Raw genomic sequence first — 14490 nt, forward strand, 5'->3', positions numbered from 1 at the left:
AACCGTTTCTCTCGTAACAAGCACATCGATGTAATTCGTAACCTATTGCCGGAACAAAGCAGGCTTATCCAAACGTAGCAGAGGGCGGGGGCGGGTACACTTTCTTCGCAGCGGGAGCGATTTGCCCGAACGCAGTGAGGGATGGCCCGCAGCACGTACTTCCTAGAACGATTCGATGTATTGGCGTGCCGCTGGCCTGCCCGGCACATGTATCTAAGTACGTACTAAAGCAGCCGCGCGGGTCATTTAGCGGGAGCGGAGAAAAAGTGCACCCGCCCCCACCCAAGCTGAGCTGTACCGAGTTTGTTTTAACCACGTACGGACAGATAAACTGCAATTTTGTTGATCCATATAGTACTATAATTATTACTGACCGAAGTCAATAAAGGAGTTAGGATGAAAAAACATAAGACGCGAATGATGATGCTGGGGCTTTTTGCTGTAGTATTGGCCATTATGGGGTGGCGGATGGCTGGGGCAGAGGATGATGGCGCGGCTGGCGGCCAGCAGCCTCTGGCGGTGTCGGCGGACACGGTGGCGCTGACCATGAAGCCGGCGACGATGCCGTTGTCGGGGACGGTGGAGGGCTTGACGTCGTCCATCATAAGCAGCCGGTTTTCCGGGCAGGTCACGCAGGTGCTGGTGGAAGATGGGCGGGCTGTGCGTGCGGGGCAGGCGCTTTTTGTGCTCGATACGGTCGAGCTGCGCAATGCACTGCGTGTCGCGCAGAATAGCGTCAATCAGATGGCGGCCAAGTATGCCAATGACCGTGAGGATTATAAGCGCTGCGAAGTGCTTTATGAAAAAGGGGCGTATTCGCGGCAGCAGCTCGACAGTGCACGCACGAAGATGCTGGCAAGCCAGGCGGATTACGATTCGGCCCAGGCCAATTGCAGCAGTGCGGAAAAGCAGGTTGCTGAGGCGACTGTTGTAAGTCCGGTGAATGGTGTCATTGCCAATAAGAACCTGACGAATGGGCAGAACATTGTGGCCGGGAATCAGGTCATGACTGTGGAGCAGATTGATGCAGTGCATGTTGTCATCCAGGTTGAGCAGCGTGATATGGCGAATCTCAAGATGGGGGACACCGTGGCTGTCACAGTCGATACATATCCGGATAAGACGTTCAGCGGTGTGGTCGATGTGATAAGCCCCGTGGCGGGCAAGGAGAACCGTATGTTCCAGGTCAAGATCCGCGTGGACAATCCGGATCTGCTGCTGAAGCCGGGCATGTTTGTACAGGTGCAGCTGGATCTCGGCGAACCGCAGCCGGTACTTACTGTGCCGCAGAAGGCTGTGCTGGGAGAAAAGGGTGTGCAGTATGTCTTCACTGTCGAGGACGGCAAGGCGAAGAAAGTTCGCGTCAAGGTTGGTGATATCCTCGGTGACCGCATCGAGATCACCGAGGGGGCTGCAGAAGGCATGATCATCCTGACCGATAACCTCGACAAATTGAAAGATGGCAATATCGTACAGATAGGGGCGGAGGAATGAGTTTACCGGAAATCAGTATCAAACGGCCGGTTTTCGCGACGGTTGTCCTGGCTGCGATGATCCTGATGGGAATCATCAACTATGGCAAGATGAATGTCGATGAGATGCCGGATACGAGCCTGCCATATGTGTCGGTAAGCATCACCTATGAAGGGGCGCAGCCCGATCCGGTGGATGCCCTGGTCACGCAGAAGGTCGAGGAGGCCGTAGGTGAAGCGCGCGGGGTCAAGCATATCGAGTCGACTTCGCGCGAGGGCGAGGCGGAAATCAATGTGGAGTTCAACTTCGGCGTCAATCCGGCGGAGGCAGCACAGGAGGTGCGTGACAAGATCAGCGCCATCCGCGGAGAACTTCCCGATACGGTCAAGGAGCCGGTCATTTCGCGTTTTGATATGAACGCCCAGCCCGTCGTATCGCTGGCTATCACTTCGGATACGGCGAGCTTGCGGGAAATCAGTATTTTTGTCGATGATGTGCGCAAACCGCGGCTCCAGAAGATAAGTGGTGTCGGGCAGGTGACGATAAGCGGCCGGCAGGAGCGGGAGATCCAGCTGCTGCTCGACCAGGAAAAGCTCAATACGTTCGGGTTGGCACCGGCTGAGGTGGCCTCCCAGTTGCGGCTTGTCAATCAGGATGTGCCAGCTGGCAAACTGAAAACGGATTCTCAGCAGCTTTCCGTGCGCACGGCGGGCAATTTCACAGCAGTGCAGCAGTTTGATACGGCCATTGTGGCCACGCGCGATAATACGCCCATCTATTTCTGGCAGGTCGGCGAGGTAAGGGATACGATAAAGGATATCACCTCGACTGCGCGCTATGATGGCCATCCGGCAATCGGCATCGCCATCGGCAAGCAGTCGGGCGGCAATGCCGTCAAGGTGGCGACCGCCGTCAAGCAGGAGCTTGAACAGCTGAAGGGCGAGCTGCCGGCTGGCATGGAGCTGCAGCTGGTGCGCGATGATGCGGCGCGGGTCTCGGAGTCGATTGCCGAGGTCTGGTTTGACCTCATCATCGGCAGCATCTTTGCCGTGGCCATCGTATTTTGGTTCCTCGGCGACTGGCGCAGTACGGTAATCAGTGCCTTGGCGATACCAGCCTCGATCGCTTCGACGTTCCTGTTCATGAAGCTGGCGGGCTTTTCCATCAACAGTATGTCGCTGCTGGGCTTATCGCTATCGGTAGGCCTGCTCATTGATGATGCCATTGTCGTCATCGAGAATATCATCCGTCACCGCCAGATGGGCAAGGATGCCAAGCAGGCGGCTGTCGATGGCACGAAGGAGATTGCGCTGGCAGTCATGGCGACGACGTTCACGGTGGCGGCAGTGTTCCTGCCTGTGGGCTTCATGTCGGGGGTCGATGGCCAGATGTTCAAGGAGTTCGGCCTGTCGATAGCCTTTGCGGTCCTCGTGTCGTTGTTTGTTTCGTTCACACTGACGCCGATGATGGCGGCTCTTTACCTGCCTGTGGGTGAGCCCGCGATGCCCAGATTCCTGCAACGTCCCTGGGCGTACTGGCAGGCGGGGCTGGCGCGTGTGACGGACTGGTATGGCAAGACCCTGGCGTATCTCTTGCAGGACTTCCGTGGCCGCGTATTGGGAACAGCATCGGGATTGTTTCTACTGAGTCTTTGCCTGTTTCCTTTATTGGGGTCGACTTTTATGCCGACGACGGATCAGGCGCAGTTCACGGCCAAGGTACAGGCCGCCTCGGATGCGACAGCTGAGGCCATGGACAAGCAGTCTGCGAAACTCACGCAGGTCTTGCAGCAGATTCCTGAGGTCCGTCATGTCTATGCAACGACCGCAAATCGCGAGCATAATCTCTTTGTGCAGCTCGTGCCGAAGAAGGAGCGTGACCGCTCGCAGAAGGAGATCATTGCGGAGGTACGCCAGCGGTTCAATGGGATTCCCGGCGTGCGGGCAGATTTTGTGGAAAGCGACGACAAGCCCCTGGCTATCTCGGTGACGGGCCCTTCGCAGGCGGAGCTTGTGCCGCTGGCTGATGCGGTACAGCAGGAGCTGGAGAAGGTGCAGGGGGTGCAGGATATTGCGTCGACGTATCATGCGGGGCTGCCGAACCTCAATCTGGCGCTGCGCGACGACCGCGCCAGTGATCTGGGTATTTCTTCCTCGTCCATCGGCACGACGCTGCAGACGCTGCTTTCAGGCACTACGGTGGGCAAGTTCGGCGACAAGGATGAACGTGTCGATATCCGGCTGCGCCTGTCTGCTGACGGCCGCAGCCGGACAGAGATGCTGCGGCAGGTCTATGTGCCCAGCGATCGCCAGGTGGCTGGCCGGGCGATGCTCGTGCCGCTCTCGCAGGTTGCCAGCTGGCAGTATACGACCAGTGCCAGCGATGTCCGCCGCTATGACCGGCAGAAGGAGATCCGGCTGACGGCCAATGTCGACGGGAATTCGATGGGCGAGGCCAATGAGGCGTTCTTCGCACAGCTGGAGAACATGGAAATACCGGCTGGCTACAAGGTCGGTCAGGCTGGGGCCAGCAATGATATGGATGATTCGTTTGCCAATATGACCATGGCACTTGGCCTGGCTGTCGCCTTCATCTTCATGATACTGGCTGCGCAGTTCGAGAGCTACAGTGAGCCCTTTGCCATCATGTTCTCCCTGCCGCTGGCATTGATCGGTGCCTTGGCAGGCCTGTTCCTTGCGGGCAGCGAGATAAGTCTCGTATCGCTTATCGGCATCATGATGCTGATGGGGCTCGTCACAAAAAACGCTATCCTGCTTATCGATTTCGCTAAGCAGCGCATGCGGCAGGGTCAGGACTGCCAGGCGGCATTGGTCGAGGCCGGCTGCATCCGCTTGCGGCCGATCCTTATGACGAGCCTGGTCATTGTCTTCGGCATGCTGCCGATAGCATTGGGCCTTGGCCCAGGAGCTGAGGCCCGCGCCCCGATGGCCCACGCCATCATCGGCGGCGTCATCACCTCGACACTATTGACACTTGTTGTCGTGCCGACGGTCTACGAGCTGATCCATGGGCGGCGCAGCGCGTGACTGGCTGGATAAAAAACAAGCCTCGTTGCATCACGCAAGATGCAACGAGGCTTGTTTTTATTTGATCTTACCTTCCTGGAACTGTTTCAGAATATCTTTCTTGGCAATCTTGCCGGTTGTAGTGCGCGGCAATTTGTCGAGCTGGTGGAATTCGCGCGGGATCTTGTAGAGCGCGAGGTTGGCCTGCAGGAATTTCTTGAGGGCACGGACGTTGACATCGGCGCCTTCGTGCACGCTATAGAAGCAGGCACCTGCCTGTCCACGCAGCTTGTCCTCGATGCCGACGACAGCGGCTTCGTAGACGCCCGGGAACTGGTAGATGAGCTCCTCGACCTCGCGCGGGTAGATATTTTCACCCATGCTGATAATCATGTCCTTGATACGGTCGACGATGTAGATATAGCCTTCGTCGTCGACGCGGGCAACGTCGCCTGTGTGGAACCAGCCGCCGCGCATAGCGTCATGGGTGACATCTGGCAGATTCCAGTAGCCGAGCATGACATTATCGCCCTTGACGACGAGCTCGCCCGGTTCGCCCGGCGCGACTTCGTTGCCGGCATCGTCGATGAGCTTCCATTTGAGGCCGGGGACAATCGGACCGCAGGAACCGACTTTGGCCTTTTGGGGCGGGTTCATCGTGACAACAGGCGACGTCTCGGAGAGGCCGTAGCCCTCGCAGATATCGACGCCAAACTTGCCGATGAAGTCCTGCTGGATCTTGAGGGGCAGGGTCGTGCCGCCACTGACGACGAGACGGACAGTCTTCATGTCTTCTTCGCTGGCGAGTTTTGTCAGCAGGCTGCAGATCGACGGTACGATATAGAGGTCCGTGATCTTTTCGTCGCGGATCGTGGCAATGGTCTCCTTCGGCGTGAAGGAGTCAAGGATGGCAACCGTCGCGCCGACGCTGAAAGGATAGAAGACCGAGCAGGTCAGGCCGAAGACATGGTACATCGGCAGCACGCAGAGAACGTTGTGCTCGGCTTTGCAGCCCATGAACGACATCTGCTGAGTGTTGGCCACGATGTTGCGATGGGAGAGGACGGCACCTTTCGGATTGCCTGTCGTGCCCGAGGTGTAGATGATCTCGCACGGGTTGTCCTCGCTGAAGTAGTCCGAGAGCTTCGGCGCCTCGGCGATGCCTGTTTTTGGCTTGCCGATGTTGCGGATATCGATCTGAGCGACCTTGAGGTCACAGCGCAGCTGAGCCATGGCGTCAGCGAGATTCAGCGGCTGGTACGTCAGGATCGTTTCGATGCCGGCATCCTTGACGATGTAAGCGATCTCGCGGCTGCTGAGCTGGAAGTTGATGGGGACAGCAATGGCACCTAAGGATGCCGTGCCCATGAAGGCGAAGACGAACTCAGCGCTGTTGCGCGAGAAGATGCCGACGCGGTCGCCCTGGCGGACGCCAGCAGCGTAGAGGCGGTTGCGGCAGGCATCTACCGCATCTTGGAAGTCTTTATAAGTGAAACGGCGCTGGTGGTCAATGATGGCCATCGCGTCAGGTGCTCCCTGACGGATGAGGTCATGAATAAACATTTCATCACTCTTTCTTATTTATAAACTAAGTGAATGTCGGATAGTATCGATTGGATGATGATAATTTTATACCAGGTACTAACCTTTGTCAAAGCGAAAATTGCTGGGAAATCATTCTTTGACAGGTTCGGCTGGCGGATATTTCTTCAGATGGCGGATCTTGCGCTGCTGGATGCCGACGGTGCTGTGCTGGTAGCTATAGCCGAAGTAGACAAGGCAGCCGAAGGCGCACCAGACGAGGAAGCGGATCCAGGTGTCAAGGGGCAGATGGGCCATGAGATAGCCGCAGGCGAGCACTGCGAGCGGCGCGACAAGCCAGACCAGCGGACAGCGGAAAGCGCGCGGTACATCTGGCTTGGTTACGCGCAGCACCATGACGCCGATGGCGGCGACGAGGAAGGCCGAGAGCGTACCGATGTTGGCCATCTCGGCAATCAGGCCAATCGGAGCAAAACCGGCAATCAGTGAAACGAAAATGGCGCCGAGCACCGTGACAATATACGGTGTATGGTAGCGTTTATGTATCTTGCAGACGCGTGCTGGTACCATGCCGTCACGGCTCATGGCAAAGAAGATGCGGGCCTGGCCATAAAGCAGTACGAGCAGAACGGTGGTGATGCCAGCGATAGCGCCGACGCCGACAACAGCCGAGCCAAGGTTGTAGCCGATATAGCGCAGGGCGAAGGCTACTGGCTCAGGGTTGTTGAGCTCGGTATAGGGCACGACGCCTGTGAGCACGCCTGCGACGATGACGTAGAGTGCCGTGCAGACGACGAGGGAGCCGATGATGCCGATCGGCAGGTCCCGGGCCGGGTTCTTGCATTCCTCCGCCGAAGTCGCGACGGCGTCAAAGCCGATGTAGGCGAAAAAGACAATGGCCGCGCCGGCGGCGATGCCCGAGGCACCGAACGGCATGAAGGGCTGCCAGTTTGCCGTGTCGACATGGGGCCCGGCCAGCAGCAGGAAGATGAAGACGGCTGCCAGCTTGATGAAGACGAGGATGCGGTTGAGCTTCGTGCTCTCCTGGGTGCCGCGGATTAAGAAGAAGGTAAGCAGCAGCGTGATCAGGATGGCGGGGACGTTGATGACGCCGCCGTCAGCCGGTACATGGGTCAGCGCATGGCTGACTTCGATGCCGGCGCTCTGCAGGAGACCGGTGACATAGCCTGACCAGCCCGAGGCGACGGCACTGGCCGTGACGGTGTACTCGAGGATGAGATTCCAGCCGACAATGAAGGCGATGAATTCGCCCAAGGAGGCGTAGGTATAGGTATACGCGCTGCCCGAGGCCGGTACGATCGAAGAGAATTCGGCATAGGCAAGCCCAGCCAGTGCGCAGGCCAGGCCTGAGAGGATGAATGAGATAGTGACAGCTGGGCCGGCGTATTTGGCAGCAGCGACGCCTGTCAGAACGAAGATGCCGGTGCCGATGACGCAGCCGATGCCTAAGAGGATGAGGTCGACGGCGCCGAGTGTCTTGGCCATGCCGGAGTTTTCGGCAGCGGCACGCATCTGCTCAATGCTCTTGGTGCGGAATAAATTCATAGAGTGTGTCAGTCCTTCCTAAATATATGGGCGAGATTCAGCCTTTCAGCAACGCGCGGAATTTCTGCGGGTCGCTGTTGATGACGAGTTCTTCGGGGAAGCCGTATCTGGCAATCATTTCCTGCGCGTATTCGTGATTGCCGACGTCGAGGTCGATATGTGCATCGCTGCCCATGATGACCATGGTGCCGTGCTTTTTGCAGGCGGCGAGCAGCTCGCCTGCGAGCTCACGGGAACCCTTGCGGCTGCCGCCGGGGGTATAGGAGCTGTTGTTGACCTCGAGCAGCACGTTATGCTCGCGTGCTGCCTTGGCCAGCGCGTCGAAGTCGACCGGATACAGCGGATTATCGGGATGGCCGATGATCCGCACCTTGGGCTGGCGCATGGCGCCGAGCAGTGCATCCGTATTCTGCTCGCGCGTACCCGGCCGGATGCAGGGATCATGCAGGCTCGCGATTGCATAGTCGAGACGCGAGAGTAGGTGCTGCTTGAGGTCTATGGAGCCAGAAAAATCCATGATGTTGAGCTCGGCACCCATGACGACATCGATGCCATAGGCCTCGGGGCGGATGACCTTGAAGTTGCAGAAATAGAACTCATGGAATCCGCCGGGCATGGCCGGTGCATGGTCGGAAATGCCGATAAGCTGCAGGCCTTTTTCTTTAGCGGCAGTAATCATCTCGCGCAGGGTGCTGTAGGCATGGACACTCGCAATGGTATGTGTATGTACGTCCAGTAAATCCATCATTACAGAAAAGCCTCCTGATAAAAACAAAATCACTGGTTACTATTATATAGCAGACTGCTAATCAGGAAAAGTGCGTTTTCTGCAACTTTTTTGTGAAAAAGTGTTGACATTCAGCAAAGGTGCCTGTATAATAAATCTTGTCGTTATGACATGGGGTTATAGCTCAGTTGGTTAGAGTGTCTCGTTGACATCGAGGAGGTCACAGGTTCGAATCCTGTTAACCCCACCATTAAGAAAGTTGAGGATTCGTCTGACGACGGGTCCTTTTTGTTTATCTGCTCGCTTAGCTCAGTTGGCTAGAGCATCTCCGTCACATGGAGGGGGTCGGGGGTTCGAATCCCTCAGCGAGCACCATAAGGAAATCCAGCCGTACGCTTCCGTACGGCTTTTGTTTTATCTGCCTGAAGGATCCGATAGGAGGATGACGATTGAAGATTACGCGTAAGGCGGTAGTATTCCTGCTGCTGACGATATTGGTCACGGCGTTTATTTGGCATAATTCCCTGCAGGATGCAGTGAATTCACGCGAGGCCAGCAAGTTTTTTGATTTGCTGCTTGTACAGCTGGTCAAGCTCAGCGGTGGTACGCTTTCCTGGCGGGAGGTCGATCATTTCGTGCGCAAGCTTGCACATTTTACCGAGTTTGCACTGCTCGGTATGATGCTGCGCTCTTTTTTCGCGGCAGCTATGAACCGGGGACGGCAGCTGCTTAGCCGTTGTACGCTGCTCGCCGTTTGCCTTTGCGCTATGGTGGCGGGCATGGATGAATACCTGCAGCAGTTCAGTCCGGGCCGGTCATGTCAGCTTTCTGATGTGGCGCTGGATTCCTCGGGGGCGCTTATGGGCATCTTGGTCGTAGAGCTGCTGTTTTATTTGCTGTACCGTTTTCTTCCAACGGCGGACTAATGTGTTTGAACAATAGTTTTCGTTGACAGTGACAGGCAAGATTTGCTATTATAGTCAAGGGAAATAAGGAAATCTCCAGACTCAAAATGAGGCCTGCACCCCAAGGGGAGAGGTCAATTTGAGTTTTTTCGTCGTGTTTTCACTTCCGCGGTGCAGTGACGCCGCCAGGAAAATGAGGAGGAAATCACTAATGATCGAACGTTACACCAACCCGGAGATGGGCCATCTTTGGTCCATCGAGAACGAATGGCAGCAGATCCTGAATGTGGAGATGGCTGCCTGCGACGCAATGGCCGAGATCGGCGAGATTCCGGCTGAGGCTGCGAAGAACATTCGCGCCAAGGCTAAATTTGATGTCAAGCGTATCAAGGAAATCGAGTCCGTTACGCATCATGATATCATCGCCTTCCTGACCAACGTCGCCGAAAATGTTGGTGATGATTCCAAGTACGTCCATAAAGGCCTGACTTCGAGCGATGTCAAGGATACAGCATACTGCATGATGATGCGCGATGCTGCTGACATCATCATCGATGATCTCAAGAAATTCCTTGAGGTGCTGCGCCGCCGTGCGGTAGAGTTCAAGCACACGCCGTGCATTGGCCGCACCCATGGTATCCATGCGGAGCCGATGACGTTCGGTCTGAAACTTTTGCTCTGGAGCGCTGAGATCGAGCGTGATATCGAGCGCGTCGAGCATGCGAAGAAAATAGTTTCGGTCTGCAAGCTCTCGGGTGCTGTCGGTACCTACTCCAATATCGATCCGCGCATCGAGGAAATGGTCGGCAAGACCCTTGGCCTTCAGCCGGTTCGCCTGGCTACCCAGGTCATCCAGCGCGATCGTCATGCCGAGTTCGTCACGACGATGGCTATCGTATCGAGCACCCTCGAGAAAATCGCGACCGAGGTCCGCAACTTGCAGCGCACGGATATCCGTGAGGCCGAGGAGTACTTCTCCCCGGGCCAGAAGGGGTCCTCGGCTATGCCGCACAAGCGCAACCCCATCAACTGCGAGCGCATCTCGGGCATGGCCCGCCTGAACCGTGGCAATGCCGTAGCCGCTATGGAAGACATCACGCTCTGGCATGAGCGCGACATCTCTCATTCCTCTGTTGAGCGCGTCATCCTGCCGGATACGACGATCAACCTCGACTACTGCACGAAGAAGCTCACGAATATCATTGATAAGCTGCTCGTCTATCCGGAGAAGATGATGCACGACATGAACCGCACGGGCGGTCTCATGTACAGCTCCCGTCTGCTGCTGGCTGTCGTCAGCAAAGGCGTATTGCGTGAGGATGCCTACAAGTGGGTACAGCGCAATGCCATGAAACGTTGGATGGAAGGCAAAGACTTTAAGGAGAGCGTCGAAAACGATCCGGATATCACGAAGTATCTGACGAAGGAAGAAATCGATGACTGCTTCGATTACAAGTTCTTCATCCGCCGCGTCGACATGATTTTCGAGCGTTTCGGTCTGTAATTCAATATGTTATGATGAGCCGTGGGCTCAAAGATTGAGCCCTTACGGCGTTATTATACCCGTAGGGGCTTTTTGCAGGCTTTGCGGGATGGATTCGCTGCCATAGTTGGTCTGCCAGCTGGTGGACAGCGGTTATTAAGGAGAGAAATCTTATGTCAACAGTAGTAGTTACCGGTACCCAGTGGGGCGACGAAGGCAAGGGCAAGATCGTAGACTATCTGGCCCAGCAGGCTGAGACGGTCGTCCGTTTCCAGGGCGGCAGCAATGCCGGCCATACGGTCGTCGTCGATGGTGAGGCCTATAAGCTCCGCCTGATGCCGTCGGGCATCCTGTTCAAGGGCACGCATTGTGTCGTCGGCAACGGTGTTGCCTTCAGCCCGAAGGTTATGCTCGAGGAGATGGATGCACTGGCTGCTCGTGGGATCGACCTTTCGGGAATCCGCATCTCGAACCGTGCCCATGTCGTTCTGCCGTATCATTGCCTGATGGATGGCATTGGCGATGAAGCCCGTGGCAAGAACAAGATTGGCACGACCAAGAATGGTATCGGCCCCTGCTACATCGACCGCGATAACCGCATCGGCATCCGCGTCTGCGACCTCATCGACCGCGAGGAATTTGCCAAGAAACTCAAGGCAAATCTTGAAATCAAGAACCGTGAGCTCAAGCTGCTTTATGACCATGAGCCGCTCTCCTATGAGGAAATCCTCGCCGAGTACAATGGTTATGCTGACCGCTTGCGTCCGTATGTCTGCGATACTATCGCACTGCTCAATGACGAAGTCAAAGAAGGCCGCAAGATTCTGTTCGAAGGTGCCCAGGCTACGATGCTTGACATCGACTATGGTACGTATCCGTATGTTACGGCTTCGCATCCGATTTCGGGCGGCGTTGGCGTCGGCTGCGGTGTAGCACCGCGCGCTATCGACAAGGTGGTCGGTATCGTCAAGGCATACTGCACCCGCGTAGGTGAAGGCCCCTTCCCGACGGAGCAGCTCAATGAGATCGGCGATAAGATCCGTGAGGAAGGTCATGAGTATGGCGTTGTTACGGGCCGTCCGCGCCGCACGGGCTGGCTCGATGCCTGCGTGGTCCGCTATGCCGGCCTGCTTTCGGGCATCGACTACATGGCTGTGACGCGTCTCGATATCCTCGACAGCTTCGACGAGATCAAGATGTGCGTCGCTTACAAGTACAAAGGCGAAATCCTCAACGAGATTCCGGCCAGCCTCAAGGTGCTGGCAGAAGTTGAGCCGGTCTATGAGACCTTCCCAGGCTGGAAGACCGACATCAGCAAGGTCCGCAAGTACGAAGACCTGCCGGAAAATGCCCGCAAGTACCTCGAGCGTATGGCTGAGGTAACGGGTATCGGCCTCGGCATCGTTTCCGTTGGCCCGAACCGCGATGAGACTATCGTTATCGCCAAAGATATCTTTTGATTTTGCGTAATAGGAAAGCCCATCTGCTGGATTGTCAGTAGATGGGCTTTTATGCTATAATGGCGGCGGAGTGTTATCAAAACGATAGGCGGTTAATTCCCTTTTATCCAATTGGAGCTGAACGTCTAGCGATAGCCTCTGGCGTCCTGTTACCAGCAGGACGTCTTTTATATATTAATTATACCTACTGATTATACCTACTGAACAGATAGCAGTCAAGAAAGGACAGAAATATGGCTTATAAGATGTTGGCATTTGACCTCGATGGCACGCTCAATAATGATGATAAAGTGATTACGCCGAAGACGAAAGAGGCAATCATGAGCCTGCAGAAACAGGGCGTGGTAGTCGCACTGGTATCGGGGCGGCAGGCCCCGGGACTCAAGCGCGAGGCCGAGGCACTGGAACTCGACAAATATCATGGTTTGCGCATTTCCTATAACGGTGGCCGCATCGAGGATGCCACGACGAAGAAAATTCTTTTCGATAGCAGCATTGACAATGAGACGGCTGTCAAATTCCTGCGCCATCTGGAGCCATGGCCGGAACTGTCGCCCATTGTCGATGATGGCGTATCCATCCTGACTACGGACGCCAGCCGTCACAAAGTCATGGATGAGAGCCGTAATAACAATCTGGGCATCGAAATCGTAGAAAACATCGCCGATGCCGTAGAGCAGCGTGGTTTCAATCCCGTAAAGATCCTGACGGCGGCTCCCAATGAAATCCTTGTGCCGCATCTTGCCGATATTCGCCGTGGTTTTGAGGATAAGATGTCGTTTGTCCAGTCGGCACCGTGGTTTTATGAAGGGACAATCAAGGGCGTTTCGAAGCTCAGTGCGCTCGAACATGCCTGTGATAAGCTGGGCATCGATCGTCGTGAGGTCATGGCCTTCGGCGATGCCCAGAACGATATGAGCATGCTTGAGTTCGCCGGTTATGGCGTCGCCATGGGCAACGCCTGCGATGAGCTCAAGGAAATGGCCGATGAAGTTACGCTGTCCAATAACGAGGACGGTATCGCCGTGACATTGGCGAAGCATTTTTCGATGTGAGGCGTTTGATGGAACAGCAACACAAACGGCGCATCCATTATAGCGGCAAATATCCGCGGCGCTTTGAAGAAAAATACAAAGAACTGAATCCGGAAAAGTACGGCGAGGAAATCGCCCATGTCATTGCCAAGGGCAACACGCCGGCCGGCATGCATATCCCCATCATGGTTGATGAGATTTTAGAGGTTTTGGCGATAAAGCCTGGTGAGCGTGGCTTTGATGCGACGCTTGGCTATGGCGGTCATACCTGTGCAATGCTGGAAAAACTGGCGGGCAAGGGGCATCTCATTAGCGGCGACATCGACCCGATAGAATCGAAGAAGACCGAGGCGCGTATCCGCGCCAAGGGCTTTGGCGAAGAGCTATGGGAACTTCGCGATATGAATTTCTGCCAGATAGACGAACTTGTACGCGAGACCGGGCCGTTTGACTTCATTCTTGCAGATCTCGGTGTTTCGTCGATGCAGATCGATAATCCAGAACGTGGTTTTACCTATAAAAGCGAAGGACCGCTTGACCTGCGGCTTAATCCCGAAGCGGGCATTACAGCCGCCGAACGGCTTAGTGATATTGATGAGTATGAGCTTATCGGTATGCTGCAGGAAAATGCCGATGAACCCTATGCGGAGGAAATCGCGCGCTATCTGGTAAAATCGCGCCGCCGCCGTCCCATCCGGACGACAAAAGACTTGCATGAGGCCATTGGACAGGCGCTGGCAAAGGTCAAATTGCCGAAAGAAATGGCTGAACGGGCTGGTTATAGCACAAAAAAACAGGCACTGGCACGGGCAGAACTCATCAAAAAGAGCAGTGCCCGCGTATTCCAGGCCCTGCGTATCGATATCAATCATGAGTATGAAGTGCTCTATGAGTTCATGGAGAAACTTCCGGCAGCTCTCGCGCCTGGCGGCCGCGCCGCTATCCTGACTTTTCATTCGGGGGAAGACCGCATCGTCAAGAAAGCCTTCAAGGCTTTCTTGCAGCAGGGTATATATGCTGATGTTGCCAAAGATGTCATTCGTCCCACGAAAGAAGAGTGCTACCGCAATAGCCGCGCCCACTCGACAAAACTGCGCTGGGCAGTCAAGAGTGAGGAGTAGATGGATTCAAAAGTCCACTGATGCAGAAATGTGCCAGTGGACTTTTTGTGATAAATTTCAGTTTGTAATTACCAGGAATTTATTCGTAGAATACCGCGCCGCCGGGCAGGGGAGTACCAACGCTTCACTTAGATGCTTTGCTAAAAATATTTT

General features: G+C 55.5%; 10 protein-coding genes and 2 tRNA genes. 9 read left to right on the forward strand and 3 right to left on the reverse strand.

The window, feature by feature from the left end:
* The first annotated feature begins 396 nt into the window (after positions 1–396).
* Positions 397–1494 carry an efflux RND transporter periplasmic adaptor subunit gene (locus tag BM181_RS11630; protein ID WP_075445139.1) on the forward strand — a complete coding sequence of 366 codons (1098 nt, stop codon included), beginning with the start codon at positions 397–399 and terminating at the stop codon, positions 1492–1494.
* Positions 1491–4520 (forward strand): efflux RND transporter permease subunit, encoded by a 3030-nt coding sequence (locus BM181_RS11635; protein ID WP_075445141.1) that lies wholly within the window; start codon positions 1491–1493, stop codon positions 4518–4520. The genes BM181_RS11630 and BM181_RS11635 overlap by 4 nt, the downstream gene beginning before the upstream one ends.
* A gap of 57 nt (positions 4521–4577) precedes the next feature.
* Here the strand turns inward: BM181_RS11635 and BM181_RS11640 are convergent, their stop codons facing one another.
* The 3 genes from BM181_RS11640 to BM181_RS11650 form a co-directional block, all read right to left on the reverse strand.
* Positions 4578–6062, reverse strand: coding sequence for a class I adenylate-forming enzyme family protein (locus BM181_RS11640; RefSeq protein WP_075445143.1), 1485 nt, complete (start codon positions 6060–6062; stop codon positions 4578–4580).
* Between the two features lie 111 nt (positions 6063–6173).
* Entirely contained in the window at positions 6174–7607 is a 1434-nt protein-coding gene (locus BM181_RS11645) for an amino acid permease (RefSeq protein WP_075445145.1), read from the reverse strand.
* 37 nt (positions 7608–7644) lie between these two features.
* Positions 7645–8355 carry a phosphatase gene (locus BM181_RS11650; RefSeq protein ID WP_075445147.1) on the reverse strand — a complete coding sequence of 237 codons (711 nt, stop codon included), beginning with the start codon at positions 8353–8355 and terminating at the stop codon, positions 7645–7647.
* Positions 8356–8507: 152 nt separating this feature from the next.
* Between BM181_RS11650 and BM181_RS11655 the strand changes: the two genes are divergently transcribed.
* From BM181_RS11655 to rsmH, 7 genes are all read left to right on the forward strand, one after another.
* Positions 8508–8584, forward strand: a tRNA-Val gene (locus tag BM181_RS11655).
* A gap of 48 nt (positions 8585–8632) precedes the next feature.
* A tRNA-Val gene (locus BM181_RS11660) sits at positions 8633–8709 on the forward strand.
* Positions 8710–8783: 74 nt separating this feature from the next.
* A complete protein-coding gene (locus BM181_RS11665; protein ID WP_075445149.1) occupies positions 8784–9260 on the forward strand; it encodes a VanZ family protein in 477 nt (158 codons plus the stop codon).
* 190 nt (positions 9261–9450) lie between these two features.
* A complete protein-coding gene (purB, locus tag BM181_RS11670) occupies positions 9451–10743 on the forward strand; it encodes an adenylosuccinate lyase (RefSeq protein WP_075445151.1) in 1293 nt (430 codons plus the stop codon).
* Positions 10744–10895: 152 nt separating this feature from the next.
* Positions 10896–12182 (forward strand): adenylosuccinate synthase, encoded by a 1287-nt coding sequence (locus BM181_RS11675; protein WP_075445153.1) that lies wholly within the window; start codon positions 10896–10898, stop codon positions 12180–12182.
* 233 nt (positions 12183–12415) lie between these two features.
* Positions 12416–13237: a Cof-type HAD-IIB family hydrolase gene (locus BM181_RS11680; protein WP_075445155.1), complete on the forward strand. Its 822-nt coding sequence runs from the start codon at positions 12416–12418 to the stop codon at positions 13235–13237.
* A gap of 8 nt (positions 13238–13245) precedes the next feature.
* Positions 13246–14337 (forward strand): 16S rRNA (cytosine(1402)-N(4))-methyltransferase RsmH, encoded by a 1092-nt coding sequence (rsmH, locus tag BM181_RS11685; protein WP_075445157.1) that lies wholly within the window; start codon positions 13246–13248, stop codon positions 14335–14337.
* Positions 14338–14490: the final 153 nt, after the last annotated feature.

The organism is Pseudoselenomonas ruminantium, assembly GCF_900113715.1.
Lineage (GTDB): Bacteria > Bacillota > Negativicutes > Selenomonadales > Selenomonadaceae > Selenomonas_A > Selenomonas_A caprae.

Excerpts from the sequence above, each read along its gene's own strand:
- BM181_RS11630 (WP_075445139.1), top strand. The coding sequence starts at position 397 with ATGAAAAAACATAAGACGCGAATGATGATGCTGGGGCTTTTTGCTGTA.
- BM181_RS11635 (WP_075445141.1), top strand. The coding sequence starts at position 1,491 with ATGAGTTTACCGGAAATCAGTATCAAACGGCCGGTTTTCGCGACGGTT.
- BM181_RS11640 (WP_075445143.1), bottom strand. The coding sequence starts at position 6,062 with ATGTTTATTCATGACCTCATCCGTCAGGGAGCACCTGACGCGATGGCC.
- BM181_RS11645 (WP_075445145.1), bottom strand. The coding sequence starts at position 7,607 with ATGAATTTATTCCGCACCAAGAGCATTGAGCAGATGCGTGCCGCTGCC.
- BM181_RS11650 (WP_075445147.1), bottom strand. The coding sequence starts at position 8,355 with ATGATGGATTTACTGGACGTACATACACATACCATTGCGAGTGTCCAT.
- purB (WP_075445151.1), top strand. The coding sequence starts at position 9,451 with ATGATCGAACGTTACACCAACCCGGAGATGGGCCATCTTTGGTCCATC.
- BM181_RS11675 (WP_075445153.1), top strand. The coding sequence starts at position 10,896 with ATGTCAACAGTAGTAGTTACCGGTACCCAGTGGGGCGACGAAGGCAAG.
- BM181_RS11680 (WP_075445155.1), top strand. The coding sequence starts at position 12,416 with ATGGCTTATAAGATGTTGGCATTTGACCTCGATGGCACGCTCAATAAT.
- rsmH (WP_075445157.1), top strand. The coding sequence starts at position 13,246 with ATGGAACAGCAACACAAACGGCGCATCCATTATAGCGGCAAATATCCG.